Annotated in this window: 25 protein-coding genes; 6 read left to right on the top strand and 19 right to left on the bottom strand. The window is 62.7% G+C overall.

Annotation, left to right across the window (positions count from 1 at the left end):
• Positions 1-234: 234 nt before the first annotated feature.
• Both rnt and pyrC read right to left on the bottom strand, forming a co-directional pair.
• Positions 235-909, bottom strand: a complete 675-nt coding sequence (gene rnt, locus PSOLE_RS01990) for a ribonuclease T (protein WP_004423716.1) — start codon at positions 907-909, stop codon at positions 235-237.
• Positions 906-1,952, bottom strand: a complete 1,047-nt coding sequence (pyrC, locus tag PSOLE_RS01985; protein WP_074859718.1) for a dihydroorotase — start codon at positions 1,950-1,952, stop codon at positions 906-908. Before pyrC ends, rnt begins: the two co-directional genes overlap by 4 nt.
• A 153-nt stretch (positions 1,953-2,105) precedes the next feature.
• Here pyrC and PSOLE_RS01980 point away from each other — a divergent pair, with 153 nt between their 5' ends.
• Together PSOLE_RS01980 and PSOLE_RS01975 are read left to right on the top strand one after the other, a co-directional pair.
• Positions 2,106-3,047 carry a flagellar protein MotY gene (locus tag PSOLE_RS01980; protein WP_074859799.1) on the top strand — a complete coding sequence of 314 codons (942 nt, stop codon included), beginning with the start codon at positions 2,106-2,108 and terminating at the stop codon, positions 3,045-3,047.
• Positions 3,048-3,153: 106 nt separating this feature from the next.
• The gene (locus PSOLE_RS01975) at positions 3,154-4,371 is read left to right on the top strand and encodes an argininosuccinate synthase (protein ID WP_041977727.1); all 1,218 of its coding nucleotides are present in this window, start codon (positions 3,154-3,156) and stop codon (positions 4,369-4,371) included.
• Between the two features lie 123 nt (positions 4,372-4,494).
• Here PSOLE_RS01975 and PSOLE_RS01970 read toward each other — a convergent pair whose 3' ends face one another.
• The 9 genes from PSOLE_RS01970 to metG all read right to left on the bottom strand — a co-directional run bounded on the left by PSOLE_RS01970 (position 4,495) and on the right by metG (position 13,714).
• Entirely contained in the window at positions 4,495-4,674 is a 180-nt protein-coding gene (locus PSOLE_RS01970; RefSeq protein ID WP_004423730.1) for a PA3496 family putative envelope integrity protein, read from the bottom strand.
• 111 nt (positions 4,675-4,785) lie between these two features.
• Positions 4,786-5,424 carry an endonuclease III gene (gene nth, locus PSOLE_RS01965; protein ID WP_004423733.1) on the bottom strand — a complete coding sequence of 213 codons (639 nt, stop codon included), beginning with the start codon at positions 5,422-5,424 and terminating at the stop codon, positions 4,786-4,788.
• Positions 5,421-6,128 carry an electron transport complex subunit E gene (locus tag PSOLE_RS01960; protein WP_074859721.1) on the bottom strand — a complete coding sequence of 236 codons (708 nt, stop codon included), beginning with the start codon at positions 6,126-6,128 and terminating at the stop codon, positions 5,421-5,423. The genes nth and PSOLE_RS01960 overlap by 4 nt, the downstream gene beginning before the upstream one ends.
• Positions 6,125-6,760 (bottom strand): electron transport complex subunit RsxG, encoded by a 636-nt coding sequence (rsxG, locus tag PSOLE_RS01955; RefSeq protein ID WP_004423739.1) that lies wholly within the window; start codon positions 6,758-6,760, stop codon positions 6,125-6,127. The genes PSOLE_RS01960 and rsxG overlap by 4 nt, the downstream gene beginning before the upstream one ends.
• 2 nt (positions 6,761-6,762) lie before the next feature.
• Positions 6,763-7,794: an RnfABCDGE type electron transport complex subunit D gene (locus tag PSOLE_RS01950; protein ID WP_074859724.1), complete on the bottom strand. Its 1,032-nt coding sequence runs from the start codon at positions 7,792-7,794 to the stop codon at positions 6,763-6,765.
• A 193-nt stretch (positions 7,795-7,987) separates the two neighbouring features.
• Entirely contained in the window at positions 7,988-10,249 is a 2,262-nt protein-coding gene (rsxC, locus tag PSOLE_RS01945) for an electron transport complex subunit RsxC (protein WP_074859727.1), read from the bottom strand.
• Positions 10,246-10,821 (bottom strand): electron transport complex subunit RsxB, encoded by a 576-nt coding sequence (rsxB, locus tag PSOLE_RS01940; RefSeq protein ID WP_004423749.1) that lies wholly within the window; start codon positions 10,819-10,821, stop codon positions 10,246-10,248. The genes rsxC and rsxB overlap by 4 nt, the downstream gene beginning before the upstream one ends.
• The gene (gene rsxA, locus PSOLE_RS01935; RefSeq protein WP_004423752.1) at positions 10,818-11,402 is read right to left on the bottom strand and encodes an electron transport complex subunit RsxA; all 585 of its coding nucleotides are present in this window, start codon (positions 11,400-11,402) and stop codon (positions 10,818-10,820) included. The genes rsxB and rsxA overlap by 4 nt, the downstream gene beginning before the upstream one ends.
• Positions 11,403-11,677: 275 nt before the next feature.
• Positions 11,678-13,714, bottom strand: a complete 2,037-nt coding sequence (gene metG / locus PSOLE_RS01930) for a methionine--tRNA ligase (RefSeq protein ID WP_074859730.1) — start codon at positions 13,712-13,714, stop codon at positions 11,678-11,680.
• A gap of 162 nt (positions 13,715-13,876) precedes the next feature.
• Between metG and apbC the strand changes: the two genes are divergently transcribed.
• Positions 13,877-14,965 carry an iron-sulfur cluster carrier protein ApbC gene (gene apbC / locus PSOLE_RS01925; protein ID WP_074859732.1) on the top strand — a complete coding sequence of 363 codons (1,089 nt, stop codon included), beginning with the start codon at positions 13,877-13,879 and terminating at the stop codon, positions 14,963-14,965.
• Between the two features lie 411 nt (positions 14,966-15,376).
• On the opposite strand, the gene PSOLE_RS01920 is transcribed toward apbC, so the two are convergent.
• A complete protein-coding gene (locus tag PSOLE_RS01920; protein WP_004423761.1) occupies positions 15,377-15,586 on the bottom strand; it encodes a cold-shock protein in 210 nt (69 codons plus the stop codon).
• A gap of 300 nt (positions 15,587-15,886) precedes the next feature.
• Here PSOLE_RS01920 and dcd point away from each other — a divergent pair, with 300 nt between their 5' ends.
• Positions 15,887-16,453 (top strand): dCTP deaminase, encoded by a 567-nt coding sequence (gene dcd, locus PSOLE_RS01915; RefSeq protein ID WP_074859734.1) that lies wholly within the window; start codon positions 15,887-15,889, stop codon positions 16,451-16,453.
• Between the two features lie 62 nt (positions 16,454-16,515).
• On the opposite strand, the gene nadE is transcribed toward dcd, so the two are convergent.
• Genes nadE through PSOLE_RS01900 form a run of 3 tightly spaced genes read right to left on the bottom strand, consistent with a single transcriptional unit; the run spans position 16,516 to position 19,194 of the window.
• Positions 16,516-17,343, bottom strand: coding sequence for an ammonia-dependent NAD(+) synthetase (gene nadE, locus PSOLE_RS01910; protein WP_074859737.1), 828 nt, complete (start codon positions 17,341-17,343; stop codon positions 16,516-16,518).
• Positions 17,344-17,353: 10 nt separating this feature from the next.
• Positions 17,354-18,553 carry a nicotinate phosphoribosyltransferase gene (gene pncB / locus PSOLE_RS01905; protein WP_074859739.1) on the bottom strand — a complete coding sequence of 400 codons (1,200 nt, stop codon included), beginning with the start codon at positions 18,551-18,553 and terminating at the stop codon, positions 17,354-17,356.
• Complete coding sequence (locus tag PSOLE_RS01900; RefSeq protein ID WP_074859741.1) at positions 18,550-19,194, bottom strand: nicotinamidase; 645 nt, start codon at positions 19,192-19,194, stop codon at positions 18,550-18,552. Before PSOLE_RS01900 ends, pncB begins: the two co-directional genes overlap by 4 nt.
• 141 nt (positions 19,195-19,335) lie before the next feature.
• Here PSOLE_RS01900 and PSOLE_RS01895 point away from each other — a divergent pair, with 141 nt between their 5' ends.
• Positions 19,336-20,028, top strand: coding sequence for an NUDIX domain-containing protein (locus PSOLE_RS01895; protein WP_074859745.1), 693 nt, complete (start codon positions 19,336-19,338; stop codon positions 20,026-20,028).
• 245 nt (positions 20,029-20,273) lie between these two features.
• Here the strand turns inward: PSOLE_RS01895 and PSOLE_RS01890 are convergent, their stop codons facing one another.
• The 4 genes from PSOLE_RS01890 to PSOLE_RS01875 all read right to left on the bottom strand — a co-directional run bounded on the left by PSOLE_RS01890 (position 20,274) and on the right by PSOLE_RS01875 (position 24,121).
• Entirely contained in the window at positions 20,274-22,787 is a 2,514-nt protein-coding gene (locus PSOLE_RS01890; RefSeq protein WP_074859748.1) for a penicillin acylase family protein, read from the bottom strand.
• Positions 22,788-22,939: 152 nt separating this feature from the next.
• A complete protein-coding gene (locus PSOLE_RS01885) occupies positions 22,940-23,404 on the bottom strand; it encodes a DUF2489 domain-containing protein (protein ID WP_074859751.1) in 465 nt (154 codons plus the stop codon).
• A gap of 7 nt (positions 23,405-23,411) precedes the next feature.
• Positions 23,412-23,606, bottom strand: coding sequence for an SEC-C metal-binding domain-containing protein (locus PSOLE_RS01880; protein WP_074859754.1), 195 nt, complete (start codon positions 23,604-23,606; stop codon positions 23,412-23,414).
• Positions 23,607-23,623: 17 nt separating this feature from the next.
• Complete coding sequence (locus PSOLE_RS01875) at positions 23,624-24,121, bottom strand: LEA type 2 family protein (RefSeq protein ID WP_172480661.1); 498 nt, start codon at positions 24,119-24,121, stop codon at positions 23,624-23,626.
• 192 nt (positions 24,122-24,313) lie between these two features.
• On the opposite strand from PSOLE_RS01875, the gene PSOLE_RS01870 reads away from it, so the two are divergent.
• Positions 24,314-24,868, top strand: a complete 555-nt coding sequence (locus PSOLE_RS01870) for a hypothetical protein (protein ID WP_074859760.1) — start codon at positions 24,314-24,316, stop codon at positions 24,866-24,868.
• Positions 24,869-24,935: the final 67 nt, after the last annotated feature.

The following is a 24,935-nucleotide window of genomic DNA, read 5'->3' as shown; positions in this document are numbered from 1 at the left end:
CGCTTGGACTGGTGTCAATACTGGATACGATCACTCGGCTTAGCCGTATGGCCTGAACCGCCGTATACGGAACCGTACGTACGGTGGTGTGAGAGGACGGCGGGGGCGACCCCGCCTCCTACTCGATCGGATCGCCGGCAAGCCGGCTCCTACAAAGATCGAGTGCAACGGCTTAACTGACTGGCATTAGGCGGACGCCGGTTTTTTCATGGGGTTCGATCGCCGCGCAGAGGCTCACTGATCGAATTCGTCCCAACCACCCATTTCCTTCCAGCGATTGACGATGCCGCAGAACAGCTCGGCGGTCTTCTCGGTGTCGTAGCGTGCCGAGTGCGCTTCCTTGCCGTCGAACTCGATACCGGCCGTCTGGCAGGCCTTGGCCAGCACGGTCTGGCCATAAGCGAGACCGGCGAGGGTCGCGGTATCGAAGCTGGAGAACGGGTGGAAGGGGTTGCGCTTGATGCCGCAACGGGCCACCGCGGCATTGAGGAAACCGAGGTCGAAGCTGCTGTTATGGCCGACCAGAATCGCGCGCTTGCAGCCAGCTGATTTGATCGACTTGCGCAGGCCCTTGAAAATTTCGCCCAGCGCGTGCTCTTCGCTCACTGCCATGCGCAGCGGGTGGTCGAGCTTGATGCCGGTGAATTCCAGCGCGGCTTGTTCGATGTTCGCGCCTGCAAACGGTTCGATGCGGAAGAAGTGGGTGTGGTCCGGGTAGAGGAAGCCGCTCTCGTCCATGGCGATGGTGGTTGCGGCGATTTCCAGCAGGGCATCGGTGGCGCAGTTGAAACCGCCGGTCTCTACATCCACCACAACCGGCAGATAACCGCGAAAGCGCGCCGCCATGGGCGTGCGCGGACCGGACGGCAGGCTGGGTTCGAGTTCGTCGTCGTAGTTGTCTTCGCTCACGCCTGAGCCTCCAGCAATTTCCAGCGCAGGGTTTCGCCGGCGCGCAGCGGCACCACGCTGTTGTCGCCCAGCGGCAGGGTGGCCGGTACGGTCCATTCCTCGCGCACCAGGGTGATGCTGTCGCTGTTACGTGGCATGCCGTAGAAGTCAGGGCCATGGAAGCTGGCGAAGGCTTCCAGCTTGTCCAGCGCGCCGCGCTGTTCGAAAGCTTCGGCATACAGCTCGATGGCCGCAAAGGCGGTGTAGCAGCCGGCGCAGCCGCAGGCGGCTTCCTTGGCATGCTTGACGTGCGGCGCCGAGTCGGTGCCGAGGAAGAACTTGGCGTTGCCGCTGGTGGCCGCGTCGAGCAGGGCTTCCTGATGCACGTTGCGCTTGAGGATCGGCAGGCAATAGAAGTGCGGGCGAATGCCACCAACCAGCATGTGGTTGCGGTTGTACAGCAGGTGGTGCGCGGTGATGGTGGCGCCGACGTTGGCCGAAGCGGCCTCGACGAACTGCACCGCGTCACGGGTGGTGATGTGCTCGAACACCACCTTGAGCGTCGGGAAGCGTTCGACCACACGGGTCAGGTGCTCGTCGATGAAGGCTTTCTCGCGGTCGAACACGTCGATCTCGGCGCGGGTCACTTCGCCATGCACCAGCAGCAGCATGCCGACTTCGGCCATGACTTCCAGCGCCGGGAAGATCTTGTCGATGCTGGTCACGCCCGAGTCGGAATTGGTGGTGGCGCCGGCCGGATAGAGCTTGGCGGCATGCACGAAACCGCTGGCCTTGGCCGCACGCACGTCCTCGGGGCTGGTGTTGTCGGTGAGGTAGAGCACCATCAGCGGCTCGAAGCGGCTGCCAGCTGGGCGTGCAGCGAGAATACGCTGACGATAGGCATCGGCCTCGGCGGCATTGCGTACCGGCGGTACCAGGTTGGGCATGATGATGGCGCGGCCGAAAGTGCGCGCGGCATCGCCGACAGTGTGTGGCAGCACCGCGCCATCGCGCAGGTGAATGTGCCAGTCATCGGGACGCAGGAGAGTCAGGCGGTCGGACATGGAGGCTTCCAGGCGGGTAAAACGTGGCCGCATGGTAACTGAAAAGCGCCTGTTCGCGCTCGCGCCGACGCGACAATCGCACGCAGGGTGTCAAGTTTCCGCGCGCCTGACCGATACCCCATGAGAATGCCGTGAACCGCCGTGGAGTCGACCGTGCGTGCGCCCAATTTCCTTCTGATCAGCCTGCTGGCTGGCATGCCCTTGTGCATGCCAGCGCATGCCATCAGCTTCCAGACGCGGCTGGAGAAGGTGGAGTGGACGGTCGAGGGCGATCAGTTCGAATGTCGCCTGAGCCAGCCGATCAGCAATTTCGGCAGTGGCGAGTTCGTGCGCCGCGCGGGTGAACAGGTCACCTTCCGTCTCAAGGCGCGTGAGCGCTGGATGGGGGCGGGTTCGGCGACCTTGCTGGCGGCGGCCGCGCCCTGGCAGCCGGGGCGCGGCGATATCAACCTGGGGGTGGTCAGCGTCGGTAATGGTGAGGTGCCGTTCAACAGCTCGCAGGAGCAGGGCTCGCGCCTGCTAACCGGCTTGCTCGAAGGGCGCAGCCCGGTGGTGCGTCATCGCACGCTCAATGGTGGCGATAACCTGGAAGTGCGGCTGCTGCCGGTCAAGTTTCATAAAGCCTATGATGATTACCAGGCCTGTACCGCCAAGCTGCTGCCGGTCAATTTCGATCAGATTCGCCAGGCGCATATCGGTTTTCCCGGTGGCGGCATTGATCTCGATCCGATGGCCAAGGCCAAGCTCGATATCATCCTCGACTTCGTCAAGGCTGACCCAAGCATCAACAGCTTCCAGATCGATGGTCACGCGGACAACAGCGGTAATCGTCTGACCAATCGCGACCTCTCACGCCGTCGTGCGCTGGCCGTGCAGGAGTATCTGGTGGCCGGTGGCGTACCGATCGAGCAGATCGCCATGCGCTTTCATGGCGAGCGTTACCCGCTGGTGCCAAACAATAACGAAGCCAATCGTGCCAAGAACCGTCGCGCGACCCTGCGCCTGGAGCGTGTGCCAGCGGCAGAAGTGCCACAACAGAGTGCGCCTGCCCCGGCCACCACGCCGGTCGACCCACCCGGAAGCAGCCCATCCTGAATCCAGTCGGCGTCGCTTGCGCAACGCTGTGTGTCGCGCCCCTGTAAATTGCGGCGCGAGGCCAGTAGAATCACGGGTTTTACCGTACAACCCGTGGAGTGATGGCATGGCGGACGTCAAAAAGGTAGTTCTGGCCTATTCCGGTGGCCTGGACACCTCGGTGATCCTCAAGTGGCTGCAAGATACCTACAACTGTGAAGTGGTGACCTTCACCGCTGACCTCGGCCAGGGCGAAGAGGTCGAACCGGCCCGTGCCAAGGCCCAGGCCCTGGGCGTCAAGGAAATCTACATCGACGACCTGCGTGAAGAATTCGTCCGCGACTTCGTCTACCCGATGTTCCGTGCCAACACCGTCTACGAAGGCGAGTACCTGCTGGGTACCTCCATCGCCCGTCCGCTGATCGCCAAGCGCCTGATCGAGATCGCCAACGAGACTGGCGCCGACGCCATCTCCCACGGCGCCACCGGCAAGGGCAACGACCAGGTGCGTTTCGAGCTGGGCGCCTATGCGCTCAAACCAGGCGTCAAAGTCATCGCTCCGTGGCGCGAGTGGGATCTGCTGTCGCGCGAGAAGCTGATGGACTACGCCGAGAAGCACGCCATCCCGATCGAGCGCCACGGCAAGAAGAAGTCGCCGTACTCCATGGATGCCAACCTGCTGCACATCTCCTATGAAGGCGGTGTGCTGGAAGACACCTGGACCGAGCACGAAGAAGACATGTGGCGTTGGACCAAGTCGCCGGAAGCGGCGCCGGACACCCCGACCTACATCGAACTGACCTACAAGGCCGGTGACATCGTCGCCATCGACGGCAAGGCCATGACTCCGGCGCAGGTGCTGGCCGAGCTGAACCGCATCGGCGGCGAGAACGGCATCGGCCGTCTGGATATCGTCGAGAACCGCTTCGTCGGCATGAAGTCCCGTGGCTGCTACGAAACCCCCGGCGGAACCATCATGCTCAAGGCCCACCGCGCCATCGAGTCGATTACTCTCGATCGCGAGGTCGCTCACCTGAAAGACGAGCTGATGCCGAAATACGCCAGCCTGATCTACAACGGTTTCTGGTGGAGCCCGGAGCGTCTGATGCTGCAACAGATGATCGACGCCTCTCAAGCCAACGTGAACGGCGTGGTCCGCCTGAAGCTGTACAAGGGCAACGTCATCGTCACCGGCCGCAAGTCCGACGATTCGCTGTTCGATGCCAACATCGCGACCTTCGAGGAAGATGGCGGCGCTTACAACCAGCAGGACGCCGCGGGCTTCATCAAGCTCAACGCCCTGCGCATGCGCATCGCTGCCGGCAAGGGCCGCAAGCTGGTCTGATCGACCGCTTCAGCCTGCCAACGAACCCCGGCCTTGTGCTGGGGTTCGTCGTTTCAGGTCTGCCAATTTCGACGCTCAAACAAAAGCCCCGGCTTGCGGGGCTCTTGTAGAAGGCAGCGGCTCTCAGATATCGAAGTCGTATTCGGCCAGCTGTTTGTGCAGGCGGCGCTCTTCGAGGAAGTTATCGATGATGCGGCGCTTGGTCAGGTTGGTCTTGGCGACTTCCACCGCAGGCTCGGCATCGTCTGCATCGTCCGCGACAAAGTCTTCGTCCAGCTCGAGATCTTCTTTGTCAGTGCTCATCTATTCCACTCCAGGCCAGTTACTGGGGCCGTTTGCGCACCTTATAGCGGCAAAAATAGAGCGGGTAAAAAAGATTTTTTCAATCAGGAGATCGCCAGATTCTATGGTCGATCAATCGTCGGAAGTCTTGGCCTTGTACTCGCACAGATCTTCGATGCGGCAGGCGCCACAACGTGGTTTGCGCGCGGTGCAGACATAGCGCCCGTGCAGGATCAGCCAGTGGTGGGCGTCGAGCAGATAATCCTTGGGCACGAACTTGAGCAGCTTCTTCTCCACCTCGACCACGTTCTTGCCCGGTGCGATGCCGGTGCGGTTGCTGACGCGAAAAATATGCGTGTCCACGGCCATGGCCAGTTGGCGAAACGCGGTATTGAGCACCACGTTGGCGGTCTTGCGGCCGACACCGGGCAGGGCTTCGAGGTCCTCGCGGTTGTCCGGCACCTGACTGCCGTGCTTCTCTATGAGGATGCGGCAGGCCTCGATGACGTTCTTCGCCTTGCTGTTGTACAGGCCGATGGTCTTGATGTATTCGGACAAACCCTCGACGCCGAGGGCGTAGATGGCCTCCGGCGTATTGGCCACCGGGAACAGCTTGGCCGTGGCCTTGTTGACGCTGACGTCGGTGGCCTGGGCCGAGAGCGTCACGGCCACCAGCAGCTCGAAGGGGGTGCTGTAGGCCAGCTCGGTTTTCGGCTCGGGGTTGTCTTCGTGCAGGCGGCGGAAGATTTCCTGGCGCTTGGCAGCATTCATTCGATGACTCCGGTAACGCGAACGCGGCGGCTTTGGGCGGGTAGCTCGGGCGCGGCGGCCTTGGCCCGCTCGGCTGCAATCTGATCGATGCGGTTCTTACCGGCGATCAGCAGGCCCAGCACGATGAAGGCGCCCGGCGGCAGAATGGCCAGCAGAAAGCCCTTGTAATCCTGCACCAGGGTAAGTTTCCACTCGGCGGCAATCGGCCCAAACAACAGGTGCATATTGGCGAACAGAGCGCCGGTGCCGAGCAGCTCGCGAATGGCGCCGATCAACACCAGCACCATGCCGAAGCCTAGGCCCATCATCAGACCGTCATAGGCGGCGCGGGCCGGGTCGTGCTTGGCGGCGAAGCCGTCGGCGCGGCCGAGGATCACGCAGTTGGTGGTGATCAACGGGATGAAGATGCCGAGGATCTGGTACAGCTCGTAGGTATAGGCCTGCATCAGCAGCTCGATGCAGGTGGTCAGCGCGGCGATGATCATGACGAAGGCCGGCAGGCGCACGGCGGTATTGACCACTCCGCGCACCAGCGACACCGCGGTGTTGGAGCACACCAGCACCACTGCGCTGGCCAGGGCCAGGCCGAGGGCATTGACCGTGGAGTTGCTCACCCCCAGCAGCGGGCAAAGGCCGAGCAGCTGCACCAGCGCCGGGTTGTTCTTCCACAGGCCGTTGAAGCTGATTTCGCGGTAACTGGTCATTGCTCGTCCTCCGCCAGGCCCAGCAATTGGGCGCGGTGCTTGTCGAAGTAGCGCAGGGCGCCGTGCACGGCCTTGACCACGGCGCGCGGGGTGATGGTGGCACCGGCGAACTGGTCGAACTCGCCGCGATCCTTCTTCACTGCCCAGCCGTCTTCGCCGGGATCGCTCAGGGATTTACCTTCGAAGCTGCGCACCCAGTCGCTCTTGGCCAGCTCGATCTTGTCGCCCAGGCCCGGTGTTTCCTTATGGCCGAGCACACGTACGCCGGCCAGGCGACCGTCGGCGAAGATGCCCACCAGCAGGTGGATGGCGCCGCTGTAGCCATCCGGTGCGGTGACCGGCAGGATCAGTGCGCTGGGCTGGTCGCCTTTCAAGGCCAGGTAAGCCGATTGCGGGCTGCGGTGACCCAGCTCGGGCGCGTTTAGCTCGAGGCGGTTGTCCAGCAGGTGGTTGTCGTAGCTGCCGGCCGGCAGGATCTCGGCCAGGGCGCGCACTTGTGCTTCGCGCTCGGCGGCGGCGATACGAGTGGCTGTGCCCTGTTGCAGCAGGGCCACGCTGCCAACGGTGCCAATGGCGAACAGGCCCAGCACCAGGGCGTTCTTCAGCATCGAGCGGCTGATTTCCGGCAGCATGCTCATTCTCCCAGCTTGAAGCCGCTGTTGGGCTTGCGATGGCCGTAGCTGCGCGGCCGGGTGTAGTAATCGATGGTCGGCGCCGCCAGGTTCATCAGCAGCACGGCGAAGGCTACCGCGTCCGGGTAGCCGCCCCAGGTACGGATCACGTAGACCAGCACGCCGACGCCGATGCCGAACACCAGACGCCCGCGATTACTGGTAGCGCCGGAAACCGGGTCGGTGACGATGAAGAAGGCGCCGAGCATGGCGGCGCCGGTCAGCAGGTGGAACAGCGGCGAACCGTTGGAATCCGAGCCGCTGCCGTTCCAGAACAGCAGGCTCATGACGAACAGCGCGGCGAGCATACCCAGCGGCGCGTGCCAGGTGATCAGGCGCTTGTGCAGCAGGTACAGGCCGCCAGCGAGGAAGGCCAGGTTGACTGCTTCGCTGCCGGCGCCGCCGAAGTGACCGAAGGCTGCATTGCTGGCGCGCAGCTCGTCGATGGTCAGGCTCTTGTTCACCTTCAGGGCATCCAGCGCGGTGGCCTGGGCCCAGCCATCAGGCAGGCTGGCGATGCCCAGTATGTGCTTGAGACCGTCCAGCGCGGCGACGCCATGCGGGGCCGGCCAACTGGTCATCTCCACCGGGAAGGAGATCAGTACCACCACGTAGCCGACCATGGCCGGATTGAACGGGTTCTGCCCGAGTCCACCATAGAGCTGCTTGCCGAAGCCGATGGCGAAGCCACAGGCGATCAGAGTCAGCCACCAGGGCGAGTAGGGTGGTAGAGCCAGGGCCAGCAGCACGGCGGTGACCAGGGCGCTGTAGTCCTTGAGGAAGAACGCGATCGGACGTTTGCGTGCCGCCAGCAGAGCAGCTTCGAAGCCCAGCGCGCAGAGGCTGGCCCAGAGCAGGTTGAACAGGGTGCCGGCGCCGAACAGCCAGGTCAGTGCGAGGATGCCCGGCACGGTGGCCAGCAGCACCTGCAGCATGACCTGCTGGGTACGGTTGCTGCCCTTGGCGTGGGGCGATGTGATGCGGGGCAGGGCCATCGGCGCTCCGGTGGTTCTGTTACTGCGTTCGTATTGAGCGCAGTGGTGTGTCGATTCCCCCGATGTTATCCAGGCTGCATGCGATGCCAAGGACTGTAGGAGCCGGCTTGCCGGCGATGCTTTTGGCCATGATCGCCAGCAAGCTGGCTCCTACAGAACGGTGCAGCAGCCCGAATGCAATCCGGGCCGGTTGTCAGGGTTGATATTCGTTCAGCTTGCGCTCCGCTTCGGTCAGGCGTGTGCGTGCCTGTTCCAGCGCCTCGCCAGCGGCGCTCTCGTCACGCTCCAGCTTGCGCAGGTCGGCGCGGGCGAAGGCCGCCTCGGTCTTCAGCGCCTTGAATTTTTCGTCCACGCCGGGGCGTTCGGTGCGTACCAGCTCCGGCGCCGGCTTGCCCGAGGCCGCCTCGGCGGCATGCAGGGCTTGCTCGGCGGCGGTCAGGGCATCGCGCAGCGGCTGCAGTGCGGCTTCGTCAGCGCCGGCCTTCTCGGCCTTCTTCAGTTCGGCGCGTTTCATCGCCAGCTCGACCTTGGCCTTTTTCAAGGCGTCGTCACCGGCGGGTTTGGCAGCGGGGGCGGGCGCCTGCTTCTCCAGGTCGGCAAGGGCTTTCTCGGCTGCTTCCAGTTGCTGGCGAACGCGGGTGATTTCGGCCTGCTGCTCGTCGTCCGGGTTCTCGATCTTTTCCAGCTTGCGCAGCTGGGCCTTGAGCATGGCGGCTTCGATCTTGGCTTTCTTCAGCACTTCGTCACCGGTCGGCTTGGGAGCCGGCGCCGGCGTCGGCGCAGGTGCTGCGGTCTGGGCGTCTGCCAGTGCCTGCTGTGCGGCTTTGGCAGCGGCGCGCAGCTCGCTGACCTGCGCCTGCAGTTCGGGCGTATCGTGGGCGGCCAGCTGTTTTTCCGCCTTTTTCAGCGCGACCTGGGCCATGCTGGCTTCGATCTTGAGTTTCTTCAGCGTTTCGTCGGCCGGTGCGGCTGCCGCAGCAGGGGGCGCTTCGGCTTGTGCCGCCTTGGCGCGGGCGGCCTTCTCGGCGCGGGCCTTGCGCTCGGCTTCCTTCTGTTCCTCGGCGCGGCGCAGGCGTTCCTGGCGCTGCTCGAAGCGCTGTTTGGAGTGCTCGGCCTTGAGCTGTTTCTGTTCCAGCTCGCGAATTTCCGCCTTGGCCGCGCGGTAGTACTGCACCAGCGGGATACTGGATGGACAGACGTAGGCGCAGGCGCCGCACTCGATGCAGTCGAACAAGTTGTGCGCCTTGAGCTGCTCGTGCTCCTGGCCCAGGGCGAAGAAGTGCAGTTGTTGCGGCAACAGGCTGGCCGGACAGGCCTCGGCGCATTCGCCGCAGCGGATGCAGGGCATGGCCGGCGGTGGCGGCGGCAGCTCGGCAGCGGTGCTGGCCAGCAGGCAGTTGCTGGTCTTGATCAGCGGTACGTCGAGGCTGAGCAGGGTGAAGCCCATCATCGGCCCGCCCATGATCAGGCGATTGAGTTTGCTGGTGTCCAGCCCGGCGAACTCCAGCAGCTCGCCCACCGGCGTGCCGAGCAGCGCCTCGACGTTACCCGGGCGCGTCAGCGCCTCGCCAGTCAGGGTGGTGATGCGCGAGATCAGCGGCTTGCCGTGTACCACCGCGTCGTGGATGGCCACGCAAGTGCCGACGTTCTGGCAGAGAATGCCGATATCGGCCGGCAGCCCGCCCGAGGGCACCTCGACACCGGTGAGAATCTGGATCAGCTGTTTCTCGCCGCCGGAGGGGTACTTGGTGGGAAACACCCGCACCTGGTAGCTGCGCTCGCTGCAGGCGCCGCGCACCGCGGCGATGGCCTCGGGCTTGTTGTCCTCGATGCCGATCAGCACCTGATCGGGCTGGATTAGCTGCACCAGGATATCGATGCCGGAAACCAGTTCGCCGGCGCGCTCACGCATCAGTAGGTCATCGGCGGTGATATAGGGCTCGCACTCGGTGCCATTGATGATCAGCGTGTGGATCTTTTGCGTCGGCCGCGCAGTGATCTTCAGCACGGTGGGAAAACCGGCGCCGCCCAGGCCGCTGATGCCGGCCTCGCGGATCAGCGTCAGTAGTTCGCCGGGCTCCAGGCTGCGGTAGTCAGGATGTGGCGCCAGTTCGATCCACTCGTCTAGGCCGTCGCTGTCAATGACGATGGCCGGCGCCAGTATGCCGGAGGCGTGTGGGTAGGGCTGTTCACCGATGAAGACGACAGTGCCGGACGTCGGCGCATGCAGCGGTACGCTGACCACGCCGTTGGCTTCGGCAATCTTTTCGCCCTTGCGCACTCGTTGGCCGACGACCACGCAAGGCTCGGCGACCGTACCGATATGCTGGCCTAGCGGCAACACCAGGCGTTTGGGCAACGGAGCCTGCTGGATCGGCGTGCGGTTGGACAGCTCCTTGCGCTCGGCCGGGTGGATGCCGCCGGGGATATCCCAGATCTTTTCCTGCGCGCTCATGCCGCCTGCTCCCGGTCACTGGCGATCAATTGGCCGGGAGCCAGCGGCTTGTCCCATTTCCAGCTCTGTACGGTGCTACCGACTTCTATCATGTCGATGCAGTCCACCGGGCAGGGCTCGACGCACAGGTCGCAGCCGGTGCATTCGCTGGCGATCACCGTGTGCATCTGCCGCGCCGCGCCTACGATGGCATCCACCGGGCAGGCCTGAATGCACTTGGTGCAGCCAATGCATTCGGCTTCACGGATGAAGGCGACCATCTGCGGCTTCTCGCCTTCCACCGCGTCCAGTGGTTCTGCTTCGACGTCGAGCAGATCGGCCAGCGCCTGGATGGTCGCCTCGCCACCAGGCGGGCACTTGTTGATCTTGTCGCCGCCGGCGATGGCCTCGGCGTAGGGCTTGCAGCCGGGGTAGCCGCACTGGCCGCACTGGGTTTGCGGCAGCAGGGCGTTGATCTGTTCGGCAATGGGGTCACCCTCGACCTTGAAGCGCACGGCGGCAAAACCAAGGATGGCACCGGCGATCAGGCACAGAGCAAGCAGGGCGAAGACGGCGACCAGCACCAGGCTCATAGCTTGATCAACCCGGTAAAGCCCATGAACGCCAGCGACATCAGGCCCGCGGTGATCATGCCGATGGCCGCGCCCTGGAAGGATTTCGGTACGTCGGCGATGGCGATGCGTTCACGCATGGCGGCGAACAGCACCAGCACCAGGGAGAAGCCCAGGCCGGCAGCGAAACCATTGGCGGTAGCGGTGATGAAGGTGAACTCGGCCTTGTTGGCATTGAGCAGGGCAACGCCGAGGACGATGCAGTTGGTGGTGATCAGCGGCAGGAAAATGCCCAACACGCGATACAGCAGCGGGCTGGTTTTGTTCACGACCATCTCGGTGAACTGCACCACTACGGCGATCACCAGGATGAAGCTGATGGTGCGCAGAAATTCCAGATCCAGCGGCTTGAGCACGTACTGCTGCACCAGGTAGCTGCACATGGCGGCCAGGGTCAGCACGAAGGTAGTCGCCAGGGACAGGCCGATGGCGGTTTCGATCTTCTTCGACACGCCCATGAACGGGCACAGGCCGAGGAACTGCACCAGCACGAAGTTATTGACCAGGATGGCGCTGACCATGATCAGGACGAGTTCGGTCATCGGGTTGCCGTCGAGTGCGCAAAGGCCATAGGAAAAGGGCGCCTATTATCGGGAAGCGCGTAGATGCAAACAAGCCGGCATTGGCCTAATGCCAGTCAGTTAAGCGTCGCCGCTGCGAATACGTAGGAGCGGCGCCCCGCCGCGAACCAGGGCGATGCGCAATTGAAAAGCTTCGCCCCGAGGCGGGGCTCCTACGAAAGGCCGCTTTGGCAATCTTATCTGACTGGCATTAGGCATTGGCCGGCTTGTTCGACAGCGATAAGCCTAGCGTGTGCTTACTTGACGCGCTGACCCGGTTTGGCGCCGCTGTCCGGGCTGAGCAGGTAGATTTCCTCACCACCAGGGCCGGCCGCCAGGACCATGCCTTCGCTGATGCCGAACTTCATCTTGCGCGGCGCCAGATTGGCGACGTACAGGGTCAGGCGACCTTCCAGCTTGCTCGGGTCCGGGTAGGCGGACTTGATGCCGGAGAACACGTTGCGCTTCTCGTCGCCGATGTCCAGCGACAGGCGCAGCAGCTTGTCGGCGCCTTCGACGAACTCGCACTTCTCGATCAGGGCAATACGCAGGTCGACAGCGGCGAAGGCGTCGAAGTTGATCTCGGCAGCCAGCGGATCCTTGGCAAGTTCACCGTTGCCTTGAGGCTTGGGCGCTTCGGCGGCCAGGTCTTCCTTGGAGGCTTCGATCATGGCTTCGATTTTTGCTGGCTCGATGCGGGTCAACAGCGGGTTGAACGGGTTCAGCTGATGGTTGGCCAGTGGCAGTGCCAGGTCGGCCCAGGTTTGCGGCTGCACGTTGAGGAAGGCTTCGGCCTCGGCGGCCAGCTTCGGCAGCACGGGCTTGAGCATGATCACCAACTGGCGGAACAGGTTGATGCCCAGCGCGCAGATTTCCTGCACTTCGGCCTGCTTGCCTTCGACCTTGTTCAGTGCCCAGGGCGCCTTGTCGGCGATCCAGGCGTTGGCGCGGTCGGCCAGCGCCATGATCTCGCGCATGGCGCGGGAGAAGTCGCGCGCTTCATAGGCCTCGGCAATGCTCGGTGCGGCGGCCTGGAAGGCGTCCCACAGCTCCGGCTCCGGGTTGGCGGCGACCAGCAGGCCATCGTTGCCCTTGTGGATGAAGCCCGCGCAGCGGCTGGCGATATTCACTACTTTGCCGACCAGGTCCGAGTTGACCTTCTGCACGAAGTCTTCGAGGTTCAGATCCAGATCATCCACGCCACGGCCCAGCTTGGAGGCGTAGTAGTAGCGCAGGTATTCCGGGTTCAGGTGGTCCAGATAGGTGCGCGCCTTGATGAAGGTGCCGCGCGACTTGGACATTTTCTGGCCGTTGACCGTCAGGTAGCCGTGCACGTTGACCGCGGTGGGCTTACGGTAGCCGGCGCCTTCGAGCATGGCCGGCCAGAACAGGGCGTGGAAGTTGACGATGTCCTTGCCGATGAAGTGATACAGCTCGGCGGTCGAGTCCTTGCCCCAGAACGCATCGAAGTCCAGCTCCGGGCGTTTGCTGCAGAGGTTCTTGAAGCTGGCCATGTAGCCGATCGGCGCGTCAAGCCAGACGTAGAAGTATTTGCCCGCCTCGCCCGGAATCTCGAAGCCGAAGTACGGCGCATCGCGGCTGATGTCCCACTCCTGCAGGCCGCCGTCGAGCCACTCGGCGATCTTGTTGGCCACTGCGTCCTGTAGTGCACCAGAGCGCGTCCATTGCTTGAGCATGGCCTCGAAGTCCGGCAACTTGAAGAAGAAATGCTGCGACTCCTTGAGTACCGGCACTGCGCCGGAGATGGCCGAGCGCGGGTTCTTCAACTCGGTTGGCGAATAGGTGGCACCGCATTTCTCACAGTTGTCGCCGTACTGGTCCTCGGTGCCGCATTTCGGGCAGGTGCCCTTGATGAAGCGGTCGGCGAGGAACATGCCCTTCTCGGGATCGAAGTACTGGGTCACAGCGCGAGTGGCGATATGGCCCTTGTCGCGCAGCGCCAGGTAAATGGACGCGCACAGCTCGCGGTTTTCCTCGGAGTGAGTCGAGTGGTAGTTGTCGAAGTCCACGCCGAAGTCGGCGAAGTCGGCCATATGCTCGGCACGTACGCCATCGATCAGTTGCTCGGGCGTGATGCCTTCTTTCTCGGCGCGCAACATGATCGCCGAACCGTGGGCGTCGTCGGCGCAGACGTAGATCGCCTGATTGCCGCGCAGCTTCTGGTAGCGCACCCACATGTCGGTCTGCACGTACTCGAGCATATGGCCGAGGTGGATGGAGCCGTTGGCATAGGGGAGGGCGCTGGTAACGAGAATCTTGCGGGCTTCGCTCATGGTGATCGGCTGCACTGGTAAAACAAAGGGAGTCGGCAACTATAAAGCAGTGGACAGTTGCAAGCCACCTGCACCCGGCAAGCGTGGTCGATGTACCGCGCATGGTTCGATGCTGCTGCTATGATGCTGGCCTGTTTTTCCGCTGCCTTCTGGAGTCCATGCATGAGTGCCGTCACCCGCGAAGCGGTCGAAGCTTGTCTGCGTCAGTTCACCGACCCCCATCTCGATCAGGACCCGGTCAGCGCCGGTTGCCTGCGCGAGGTCGACATCCAGGGCGCGCGCGTCACCGTACGTCTGGAACTGGGCTACGCCGCCGGTTTGTTCAAAAACGGTTGGGCGCAGATGCTGCAGATGGCGCTGGAGAACCTCGATGGTGTCGACAGTGCGCAGGTAAAGGTCGATTGCGTGATCGACTCGCACCAGGGCCAGGCTCAGGTACCGGCGTTGGCAGGGGTGAAGAACGTGATCGCCGTGGCCTCGGGCAAGGGCGGAGTGGGCAAATCCACCACCGCAGCCAACCTGGCGCTTGCGCTGGCCCGTGAAGGCGCGCGGGTGGGTATTCTCGATGCCGATATCTACGGCCCCAGCCAGGGCATCATGTTCGGCATCGCCGAAGACACGCGCCCGCAGGTCAAGGATCAGAAATGGTTCGTGCCGCTCGAGGCCCATGGTGTGCAGGTGATGTCCATGGCCTTTCTCACCGACGACAACACGCCGATGGTCTGGCGCGGGCCGATGGTCAGTGGCGCTTTGCTGCAGTTGATCACCCAGACCGCCTGGAACGATCTCGATTATCTGGTGGTGGACATGCCGCCGGGCACCGGCGATATCCAGCTGACCCTGGCGCAGAAGGTGCCGGTGGCTGGCAGCGTGATCGTCACTACGCCGCAGGACCTGGCGCTGCTCGATGCCAAGAAAGGCGTGGAGATGTTCCGCAAGGTGCACATCCCGGTGTTGGGCGTGGTGGAAAACATGGCCGTGCACATCTGCTCCAACTGCGGCCATGCCGAACACCTGTTTGGCGAGGGCGGCGGTGAGAAGCTGGCTGCGCAATATGGCGTCGAGCTGCTGGCCTCGCTGCCGCTGTCGATGGCGATTCGCATGCAGGCCGATGACGGCAAGCCCACCACGGTGGCCGACCCTGAAAGCCAGATCGCCATGATCTACCAGGATCTGGCGCGCAAGGTCGGCGCACGTATCGCTCTGGCTGGCAAACCGGCCATGCCCAGCATCGAGATCAGCGAGGACTAACAGCGGCCGCGCAGCGGCTTTCTGATGACCCTCTCCCATTTATGGGAGAGGGTGCCCGAAGGGCGGGAGAGGGCAATGCAGGCGACTCGGTTCTGGCGTGGCTTTCCAATTGCCCTGCGACGTGGGCATCCTGCGCAGCTCTACCACCCGACTTAGTTCAAGCGTCGGAGTATCGAATTTGTAGGAGCGGCGCCCCGCCGCGAATCAGAGCGGCGCACATTTAAAAACTCGCCCCGGGGCGGGGCTCCTACGAAAAGCTGCTTTGGCAGCCTTTCCTGCTTCTGTAGGAGCGGCTGGGCGGCATTCCGCTTCAGCCGCGAATCGCGGATAAATCCGCTCCTACAGGGCGTGCAAACACCCATAAAAAAGCCCCGCACTAGGCGGGGCTCTTTTCAAGCAGGTCAGCTCAGGTTAGACAACCTGAACTTCCTCAGCCTGCATGCCTTTCTGACCACGGGTGGCCACGAAAGTCACTTGCTGGCCTTCTTTCAGGCTCTTGAAACCATCGCTCTGAATGGCTTTGAAGTGTACGAAGAGGTCGTCACCGGATTGCGGGGTGATGAAGCCGTAGCCTTTCTCATCGTTGAACCACTTAACGGTGCCAGTCTGACGATTGGACATGTGATGTCTCCTAACAAAAGTAATAACAGCCCTGGAAAAGCCCAGGCCGGGACTGAGTGCAACGAGTACTAGGAGTCGGACGATGTTTGGATCGAGATCTAGGCATCAAGTAGCGATTCGCGGTGACACATGCAGCACAGTGGGGACACCATACGTGGTTTTATCGCCAAGTGCGAATAGTCGATGCAGCTTTTTTGCAAATAATGACTGATGGGCGCGCCGGCACTCTTTGAAGCGTGGCGCCTGCATCGGTAAGATGCGCTCACTTTTCTTGCAATAGCCCACTCAGGACACCTCGCCATGAGCATCAAATCGGACAAGTGGATTCGCCGCATGGCCCAGGAACACGGCATGATCGAGCCCTACGTCGAGCGCCAGGTACGCGGTGCCGATGATAGCCGCGTCATCTCTTACGGTGTTTCCAGCTACGGCTACGACGTACGCTGCGCTGATGAATTCAAGGTGTTCACCAACATCCATTCGGCCATCGTCGACCCGAAGAATTTCGATGAGAAGAGCTTCGTCGACATCAAGAGCGATGTTTGCATCATTCCGCCTAACTCCTTTGCCCTGGCCCGTACCGTCGAATACTTCCGTATTCCGCGTGACGTACTGACCATCTGCCTGGGCAAGAGCACTTACGCGCGTTGCGGCATCATCGTCAACGTCACGCCGCTGGAGCCGGAGTGGGAAGGCCATGTGACCCTGGAGTTCTCCAACACCACCAACCTGCCGGCGAAGATCTACGCCCACGAAGGTGTGGCGCAGATGCTGTTCCTGCAGTCCGACGAGGCCTGTGAGGTGTCGTATCGCGATCGCGGTGGCAAGTACCAGGGGCAGACCGGTGTAACCCTGCCCAAGGCCTGATCGAACCTCCTGATACGAAGAAGCCGGGCATTGCCCGGCTTCTTCGTTTCTGCCCTCTGCGATCAAGGCACCAGCGGCAGCTCGCGCTTGTGGCGGGTGGCGTCGTAGGTGCGCACGATGGTGGCGTAGGCCTCGTCGCTGACGGTCTCGCCATGCAGGAAGGCGTCGATCTCGGCATAGGTCACGCCATGGGCTTCCTCGTCCGGTTTGCCCGGGCGCAATTCTTCCAGATCGGCAGTCGGCGTTTTCATCACCAGATGCTGCGGTGCTCCCAGGTGTGCGGCGATGGCGCGTACCTGTTTCTTCACCAGGCCAGACAGCGGGGCCAGGTCGCAGGCGCCATCACCGAATTTGGTGAAGAAGCCCATGACCGCCTCGGCGGCATGATCGGTGCCGATCACCAGGCCGTTGTTGGCGTTGGCGATGGCGAACTGGGCGACCATGCGAATGCGGGCCTTGACGTTGCCCAGTACGAAGTCGCGTCGGACATGGCTTAGTTGCTCCAGGTGGCTGACCTGCTGGGCCAGGCCGTGGACGCTATCAGCAATGTTGACTGTAGTGTTCTCGTCGGCACGGATGAATTGCAGTGAATCCTGTGCGTCATGCTCGTCATGCTGGGTGTTGTGCGGCAGACGCATGGCGATGAAGCGATAGGCGCTATCGCCGCTCTCGGCGCGTAATTCCTCGACCGCGAGCTGAGCCAGACGCCCGGCCGTGGTCGAGTCGACGCCACCGCTGATACCCAGCACAAGCACCTTGAGGCCGGAATTCTTCAGGGTGTTCTTGATAAAGGTCTTGCGCCGTTCGATTTCGGCGCTCAGCGCTGCCTCATCGGCGAACGGCGGCACTACGTCGAGAGCGGCGGCGATTTCGGCTTGGCGGTTGCTCATGTCTGGGTCCTCACTGGGTCACGCGAAAGACGTGTTTCAGGTAACTGACGAAATTCTCGTCGCGGCATTGGGTCTTGCCAGGCGTATCGGAAATCTTCGCCACCGGCTGACCATTGCAGGCGGTCATCTTGATTACGACGTTCATCGGAGTGACGCCAGGGATGTCGCAGGTCAGGTTGGTGCCGATGCCGAAGCTTACGTGGATTCGCCCGGAAAGTGCACGGTAGAGCTGCAGCGACTTGGGCAGGTCGAGCCCGTCGGAGAACACCAGGGTCTTGCTTTTGGGGTCGATGCCGAGTTTCTCGTAGTGGGCGATAGCTTTTTCCGCCCATACCAGTGGGTCGCCGGAGTCATGGCGCAGGCCGTCGAAGAGCTTGGCGAAGTACAGGTCGAAATCGGCCAGGAAGGCATCCATGGTGATGCAGTCGGTCAGGGCGATGCCAAGTAACCCGCGGTATTCGCGCACCCAGCAGTCGAGTGCGGCGATCTGGCTGTCGATCAGGCGCGGGCCGAGTTGCTGGTGCGCCATCAACCATTCGTGGGCCATGGTGCCAATGGGCTTGAGGTCGAATTCGCGGGCCAGGTGCACGTTGCTGGTACCGACGAAACGCCCGGGGAAGTCGCGCTTGAGGATATGCACCGCCTGCTCCTGCACGCGGTAAGAGAAGCGCCGGCGAGTACCGAAATCAGCCAGCTGGAAGCCGGCCAGTTCGCTCGGCGAGGCTTCGGCCTTGAGCCAATCGAGCTTCTCGTACAGGCGCTCGGCGGCCTGTTCGAGCAGCACTTCGCGGTAGCGATAGCGGTTGCGCACTTCGCTGACGATGGCCAGCAGCGGTACTTCGAAGAGGATCACGTGCAGCCAGGGACCGCGCAGGCGGATGTTCAACTGGCCGTCTTCGATGCTGGTGTACACGTAGCGCAGGTTGAAGCGGAACAAACTCAGAAAGCGGATGAAGTCGGGCTTGATGAAGGGAATGCTGTCGAGAAAGGCGAGCTGGTCGACGCTTAGGCTCAGCTCGCTGAGGCGTTCGATCTGGTAGCGGATTTCGGCCAGGTAGGGCGTCAGATCCTCGCTACTGCGGCAGCGGAACTCCCATTCCACTTCGGCGTTGGGGTAGTTGTGCAGCACCGCCTGCATCATGGTCAGCTTGTAGAAGTCGGTGTCCAGCAGATTCTGCACGGTGCGCTCGGCGAAGATGCTCTCGCTCATCGCAGGTTCTCCTTGGCGAGGGTGTCATCCAGCTGTTCCAGGCTGGTGGCAAGTGTGATGCCCTGTTCGCGCATGGCGATGCAGGCGGTTTCGGCCGTTTCGCTGGCAATGGCTCGGCAGGCCGGTAGATGCACGATCACCTCGAAGCCGGCGCGGCGCAGCTGCAGGGCGGTGGTCTTGACGCAGTAGTCCAGGGCCAGGCCGCCCACCAGTACAAGGTCGACGCCATTTTGCCGAAGAAATTCGATCACGCCCGTGCTGCGCTTCTCGGCCAGGTCGTGATAGCAGGCGCCGTAAGGGTGCAGGTCCGGCTCAACGCCTTTCCACACGAAGTAGTGGTAATCCAGCGGCGCGGGCAGGCCATCGAGCAATTCGAAGCCGGGCGTACCGGGCACGCAGTGGCTGACCCAGGTCAGGTCGGCATTGGCCAGCGGCAGGGGGCGCAACATCTCATCGTGTGTGTCGACGACCCAGGCCGCCTGCGGGCTATGGGCATCCTTGCTGCCAATGCGCAGTTCGGCGCGTGCGGCCAGTTGGTTCAGCGCCGGGACGATGGCATCGCCCTCGGGTACGGGGAGCTCGCTGGGGCACAGCGGGGTGAAGCCTTTCTGGGCGTCGACGTCGAAGCTGGCGATCTTCATGGTGCGCCTCCTTCTCGTGGGTGAGTGACTACATATTTCATCTGATGAAATATGTAGTCAAGCGTTTTCACCAAATCCTGCGTGAAAAAATATGAGTTATTGGTCAAGATGAAATAAGTAGATGAAGGAGCAAGGGACGGGATGAGTGCAGTGGAAGTGCTGGCCGGGGTGGATATCGTTGCCCTGCGCCTGAGCGAGGAGGGGGCGTTGCAGGTGCTGCTGCTGCGTCGCCAGCGCGAACCCTACGCCGGGCAATGGGCGCTACCGGGCGTGCTGGTCAACGGTCGTTGCGCCGATGCCAGCCTGGACGCCGCCGCAGCCCGTGCGCTGGCGGACAAGGCACGCCTGCAACCGCAGTATCTGGAGCAGGTGGCGACGGTGGGTAATGGTCTGCGAGATCCACGTGGCTGGTCCCTGAGCACCTGCTATCTGGCGCTGCTGGCACCCGACGCCGAGCCGCAGGATGAAAGTTTGCGCTTCGTCGATCTGTCGCGCGTCACTGCCGGGCAGCAGGCGTTGCCATTCGACCATACGCAACTGGTGCGCCTGGCAGCCGAGCGGCTGCGCGGCAAGTCGGTGTACAGCTCGCTGCCGCTGTACCTGCTGGCGCCGCGATTTACCGTGACCGAAGCGCTGACGGCGTTCCAGGCTTGTCTGGGCGAGCCGGTGCAGCACACCACCTTGCGCGGGAGGCTGGAACGGATGAAGGCGCAAGGCTGGATCAGTGATACCGGCGAGAAGAATTACCCGAAGATGGGGCGGCCGCAGAATCTGCTGGCGCATAGCCCGCACGCGGGTGAGGCGTTTATCTTCGACCGCAGCCTGCTGGCTTAGCAGATGCTCCCGAATTGCAGGCAAAAAATAGGCGCCAGAGGCGCCAGGGGAGCATTTCAATCGATGCATAGTCTCTGAACCTGCTTTGTCCGAGAAGTTCCATTCGGTGATGGAAAAAAGCCATCTTTTTCTTCGGGCAAAAGAAAAGGCGCCAAGGGCGCCTTAAAACGATGATCTATGGAGTAAGTCGAATATTCAGAGTGGGGCGCTGAGGCAAAGGTTCAGCGCCGCCCGACGAACGGTCATTACTTTGCCGGCATCAGCAACAGGCGCTGGTTGCCATAGACCTTGTCCAGATTTTCCGCCTTGAACGGGAAGCTCATGTAGCCGCCCTTGAGCCATGCCTCGATGCCGTCGGCGTAGTGTGGGCTGGCTGGGTTGCCCGACTGCCCTGCGCTGTTGACGCCGACCAACGGCTCGTCGGCGGCAAAATCCACCACGATACGCATGGCCGGGATGAGGAAGGTATTGAAGTCCTGGCCCCAGGCGTAGGCAGAGACGTTCAGCGTGCTGTGGTCGCCCCCGGCCGGATAGGGGCCGCGATCCAGATAACCTTTCAAGGCGTTGATGCTGCTGCGCTGGCTGGCGCTCATGTAAGGCGCCATGCGCGTGGTGTCGGTCACCCACTCATAGGTGTGCAGCTTGCCCCATTGCCAGTTGCGACGCTCGGCGCCCAATCGGCTCTCCAGCAGCTCGATGCTGGCGGCCAGGCTGCGCGCGAGGATAGTCGGTTTGTCTTCCTGCTCTGGCGTGCGGATGTCATTCCAGAAGGGGCTGTCGGCACGGCCGAGCAGGTGGTCGGCCTGCGCCGAGTAGGAGGTGTTGGCGGCTTGCACTAGCGCCTGCCAGGCCGGGCTGTCTTCCGGGCCCAGTTCGTCGAGGAAGATCTGCCGTGCGCTTTCATGCAGGAAGGCGCCGTAGATGGCGGCATCGGCCGAACTGGCGGCAAGCTTGCCGTCGAACGCCAGCAGGCGCTTCAGGGCTTCATCGGCACGTGCGCGCTGGTCAGCCGGCAGGGCCGCGATGGCCTGGCGCAGCGAGTCGTGCATGGCCGGGTCATTGAACATGGCCTGCAGTTTGGCGACAAAGGGTGAGGTCTGGTCGTACTGCATGGCGATCATGCTGCGGCCATCGTGACGGCCATTGCCGGCCAGCTCGGCGATGCGTTCGGCGCGTTCCGGGTAGTACCAGGAGCTGGACAGTTGCATGCCGTAACCGGGCGGCACGCTGCGTTCGTTGGCGGTGCCCAGCCAGCCTTGCGGCGGGTCCTGATCATAAGGGTGCAGCATCGGGTCAGCGAAGCCGTCCCAGGCGTAGCGCTCGTCCCAGCCGGGGGAGGGCAGCAGGCCACGACCTTCGCGGCGATTCGGGTAGCGCCCGGTGACCTGCCAGCCGATATGCTGGGCGTCGGCGAAGACGATGTTCAGCGGCATGGCGCGGATCTCCCGCGTCGCCTCGAAGGCCTGGTCCACCGACTGTGCTCGCGACAGGTCGAAGAAGGCGTCGAGGCTCTGGTCACGCTCGAACTGGGTGGTTTTCAGCGCCAGGCCGTAGCCGCTCTGCAGCGCCAGGGGTTGCAGCATATGCTTGCGTTCGCCCAGTACCGAGTTGAGCAGCGGCCCGTTGCGGGTCTCGTAAAGCGTTTCGCGGATCGGGCGCTGACCTTTGATGAAGAAGGTCTCCTGGCGTTCGCTGACCGGCAGCCACTTGCCGTCGGCCTGGTACATCAGGCGACTGCCTTCGCGCTTGATGCGCTCCAGGTAGATGTCCTGATTGTCGCCCATGACCATGGTCATGCCCCAGGCCAGCTTGCCGTTGTAGCCGGCGACCACGGCCGGCACACCCGCCAGGGACACGCCCGCAGCCTGGTATTTGGGCGAGCGGATCTGCACGAAATTCCACAGCGAGGGCATGCTCAGTGGCAGGTGCGTGTCATTGGCCAGCAGGCTCTTGCCGCCACGGCTACGCTGCGGGGCGATGGCCCAGTTGTTCGAGGCGGCGACGCCGAGCATGTGCTGTTCGGCGATCTGCGCCGCGGTGCGGGAAATCGCCTGCAGGCCCGGTAGCTGGCCCTTGAGGTCGAGACCGGCGAGTTTTTCTGCTTCGGCGAAGGGCAGCGGCTCGTCTGGGTAGATCGGCAGCAGCCAGGGCAGCTTGTCGGTGCCCACGCGCTGGGCCATGGTCAGCGCGGCGATCTCTTCTTGCATGTTCACCGCCAGACCGAAGTTGAGCAGGCAGAACAACAGCACCGAGTCCTCGGGCTTCCAGTACTCGGGACGGTAGCCGGACTCGGCCAGATCCATCGGCATACGATCGCGGTAGCGGAACATATAGGCGTTGACGCCACGCGAATAGACCTCGAAGAAACGCTTCAGGCGTGGCGAGGCGTCGGCGTAGAGAATTTCCGCACTCTTTTTCAGGTTGACCGCGCGCATGAACCGGTCCATTTCCAGCACGCCGGGCCCTGCCATTTCGGCCAGGCGGCCCTGAGCCAGCAGACGCATGCCGACCATCTGGCTGAGACGATCACCCGCATGCACGTAGCCCAGGGTAAACAGGGCGTCGTGGAAATTGCTCGATTCGATCAGTGGCATGCCGAGGGCATTGCGTCGCACCGATGCACTTTCTGCCACGCCCTGAATGCGCTCGACGCCGCGCGTCGGTGGCACGCTGTCGGCATAACGGCTATTGAGCAGGGACTGGCAGCCGGCGAGGCTGGTCAGTGAGGCGGCGAGAGTCAGGCAGGCCAGCGTGCGCATGGCGAATTTCCTTGGTGTGCGGACGGTCGAGGCCGGTCAAGCAGGGACCGGCCACAAAGGCGCCAAGGTAATGAGGCTGGGGGTGCCTGGCAAGAGGCCTGAGAACCGTTGAAAGTCTGCTGTGCGCTGACAATGCTGCGCTGAAAGCGCTCTCAGACGTTCGCCTGAGGCCTCTTCAACCCTTCATCCAGCAACCAGCGTGCAGCGACACGCGCAGCGGCCTTGTGCTGCAGTTCCAGCTCGTTGAAGCGTTTTTCGAAGCGCCGCCGTTCGGCCTTGTCCAGAGCCTTCCAGGCTGCATGGGTAGGCACCTCGGCGGTGGCTTCGAAGAGCAGATGGAACACCTGGCAGTGGCTGTCATTGCTCAGGGCACTGTCATAGTTATCGAGCAGCACCTTGATGCGGATGGCGCCTTCGATCAACGGCAACTGCTCGTCGAGCAGGCTGCTGGCGAGGATGTTCAGATCGCCACCGAGACGCTGCTGGCGCTCCTGTTGCGCTTCGTCACGGGCGCGCTGGTTAGCCCACACGCGGCGCCACAGGTGCCAGGCATAGGCGGCCAGCGCTGCGATCAGCAGCAGGCCGCCAAGCAGCAGGGTCAGGTTCAAGGCGCTCATGCGCGGTTCAGGCGCCGTGGCACTTCTTGTACTTCTTCTCGCTGCCGCATGGGCAAGGATCGTTACGGCCGACATCCTTCAGCGCGTTGCGCACCGGCTCCTGATGGCCATGGTTGCAGTGCGGGCCGTGCACATGGTCGTGATCGTGATGATCGTGGTCATGGTTGCAGTCAGGGCCGTGGACGTGGGGTTGGTTGCTCATGGTGTTACTCGTGCAGGTTATTCGGGGATGAAATCGCCGGGAATTATCTCGCCATTACGCGCCATGTGCACGCTTCGGCCGAATAACATGCCGGTTTTTACCTCACCCTTGAGGCTATAGCGAATCGGCATGTCCGGTTTTTCCAGTGCCTTGACGATCTGCCGCACATGGCGCCAGAGGTTGGTGCGCACCGGTACTTCGAAGGTGTGGTGGCCGTGGGCGGGCACGGTGAACCACTCGTTGGAGTGGCCCTCGGCCAGCTGGATACCATTGAGATGGACGTTGTAGTCCAGCCCGCGCACCGGCAGGCTGACGCCGTTGGGATTGTCGATTCGAAAGCGCAGGCGGAACTCCTGTTCGAGCAGCCTGGCCTTGACCACATCAACTTTGATGAGTTGGACGTCCGGGTCCTTGAAACCACCTGTCATCCAGGTGGAACATCCTGGTAGGCCTGAAAGCAGGCCAAAAAACATCAATAGGCTGATAGTTCTTATCATTTGCGCCTGAGAAAGCATTTCACACCCCCGTTGCGGCTCAGTGTAACAAGCAAGCGCTTGGCTGCAACGGGTAAGCACTCATTATTTTCAATGAGTTAGTGGGGTGGTCTGGTGCTGTCGAGGTTCGGGAGAGCATGAATGAGAAGCCTGCAGTGTCGGGGCAAAGGAACCTGCGCCATACTGAGCGGCGAATAGGACAGGAGTGTGACCATGAGTCGCTACGAGATCGCCTTCTCCGGGCAATTGGTGCCGGGCGCCCAGCCGGAGCTGGTCAAAGCCAATATGGCCAAGCTGTTCCAGGCCGATGCTCAGCGCATCGCTCAGTTGTTCTCCGGGCGCCGCATCGTGATCAAGAACAATCTCGACGCCGCCGGGGCGGAGAAGTACCGCGCGACGCTGGAGCGGGCCGGCGCTCGGGTCGAGGTCGTCGATATGGATGTGGTGATCGAGGAGATCGAGCTGGCTCCGCCACCGCCCGTACAGTCGGAACCTGCGCCGGTAGTCATCCCCGCTGCGACAAGGCCGGGTCGCCTGCAGGTCGCGCCACGAGATGAGTACATGGCCGCGTTCAGTGATGTGGATGCCCCGGATTTCGATATCGCTCCGGTGGGCAGCAATCTGCAAGACGCCAGACCCGACGCTGCAGCACCACAGGTCGATCTTTCGCAGTTCAGTCTGGCCCCCGTCGGTAGCGATATGGGGCAAGCCAAGCCTGCAGCTCCGGCTCCTGCGCCGGATACTTCGCACCTGAAACTGCAGGATTGATTGTCCTGCAGGCAATCAAGCGCCGTGAGCTGCCCAGGCAACCACGGCGTTTTTGCGCTCAGGGCTG

Source organism: Pseudomonas oleovorans subsp. oleovorans, from assembly GCF_002197815.1.
GTDB classification, from domain to species: domain Bacteria; phylum Pseudomonadota; class Gammaproteobacteria; order Pseudomonadales; family Pseudomonadaceae; genus Aquipseudomonas; species Aquipseudomonas oleovorans.
Note: the sequence above shows the minus strand (reverse complement) of the source record. Positions and strands in the feature narration are given on the sequence as shown.

Excerpts from the sequence above, each read along its gene's own strand:
- nadE (WP_074859737.1), bottom strand. The coding sequence starts at position 17,343 with ATGAGCAACCGCCAAGCCGAAATCGCCGCCGCTCTCGACGTAGTGCCG.
- rsxB (WP_004423749.1), bottom strand. The coding sequence starts at position 10,821 with ATGAGCCTGGTGCTGGTCGCCGTCTTCGCCCTGCTTGCTCTGTGCCTG.
- PSOLE_RS01975 (WP_041977727.1), top strand. The coding sequence starts at position 3,154 with ATGGCGGACGTCAAAAAGGTAGTTCTGGCCTATTCCGGTGGCCTGGAC.
- PSOLE_RS01970 (WP_004423730.1), bottom strand. The coding sequence starts at position 4,674 with ATGAGCACTGACAAAGAAGATCTCGAGCTGGACGAAGACTTTGTCGCG.
- PSOLE_RS01895 (WP_074859745.1), top strand. The coding sequence starts at position 19,336 with ATGAGTGCAGTGGAAGTGCTGGCCGGGGTGGATATCGTTGCCCTGCGC.
- rsxG (WP_004423739.1), bottom strand. The coding sequence starts at position 6,760 with ATGCTGCCGGAAATCAGCCGCTCGATGCTGAAGAACGCCCTGGTGCTG.
- PSOLE_RS01950 (WP_074859724.1), bottom strand. The coding sequence starts at position 7,794 with ATGGCCCTGCCCCGCATCACATCGCCCCACGCCAAGGGCAGCAACCGT.
- pncB (WP_074859739.1), bottom strand. The coding sequence starts at position 18,553 with ATGAGCGAGAGCATCTTCGCCGAGCGCACCGTGCAGAATCTGCTGGAC.
- PSOLE_RS01880 (WP_074859754.1), bottom strand. The coding sequence starts at position 23,606 with ATGAGCAACCAACCCCACGTCCACGGCCCTGACTGCAACCATGACCAC.
- PSOLE_RS01900 (WP_074859741.1), bottom strand. The coding sequence starts at position 19,194 with ATGAAGATCGCCAGCTTCGACGTCGACGCCCAGAAAGGCTTCACCCCG.
- PSOLE_RS01890 (WP_074859748.1), bottom strand. The coding sequence starts at position 22,787 with ATGCGCACGCTGGCCTGCCTGACTCTCGCCGCCTCACTGACCAGCCTC.
- PSOLE_RS01960 (WP_074859721.1), bottom strand. The coding sequence starts at position 6,128 with ATGACCAGTTACCGCGAAATCAGCTTCAACGGCCTGTGGAAGAACAAC.
- dcd (WP_074859734.1), top strand. The coding sequence starts at position 15,887 with ATGAGCATCAAATCGGACAAGTGGATTCGCCGCATGGCCCAGGAACAC.
- PSOLE_RS01920 (WP_004423761.1), bottom strand. The coding sequence starts at position 15,586 with ATGTCCAATCGTCAGACTGGCACCGTTAAGTGGTTCAACGATGAGAAA.
- PSOLE_RS01870 (WP_074859760.1), top strand. The coding sequence starts at position 24,314 with ATGAGTCGCTACGAGATCGCCTTCTCCGGGCAATTGGTGCCGGGCGCC.
- pyrC (WP_074859718.1), bottom strand. The coding sequence starts at position 1,952 with ATGTCCGACCGCCTGACTCTCCTGCGTCCCGATGACTGGCACATTCAC.
- apbC (WP_074859732.1), top strand. The coding sequence starts at position 13,877 with ATGAGTGCCGTCACCCGCGAAGCGGTCGAAGCTTGTCTGCGTCAGTTC.
- rsxA (WP_004423752.1), bottom strand. The coding sequence starts at position 11,402 with ATGACCGAACTCGTCCTGATCATGGTCAGCGCCATCCTGGTCAATAAC.
- PSOLE_RS01885 (WP_074859751.1), bottom strand. The coding sequence starts at position 23,404 with ATGAGCGCCTTGAACCTGACCCTGCTGCTTGGCGGCCTGCTGCTGATC.
- rsxC (WP_074859727.1), bottom strand. The coding sequence starts at position 10,249 with ATGAGCGCGCAGGAAAAGATCTGGGATATCCCCGGCGGCATCCACCCG.
- PSOLE_RS01875 (WP_172480661.1), bottom strand. The coding sequence starts at position 24,121 with ATGCTTTCTCAGGCGCAAATGATAAGAACTATCAGCCTATTGATGTTT.
- nth (WP_004423733.1), bottom strand. The coding sequence starts at position 5,424 with ATGAATGCTGCCAAGCGCCAGGAAATCTTCCGCCGCCTGCACGAAGAC.
- metG (WP_074859730.1), bottom strand. The coding sequence starts at position 13,714 with ATGAGCGAAGCCCGCAAGATTCTCGTTACCAGCGCCCTCCCCTATGCC.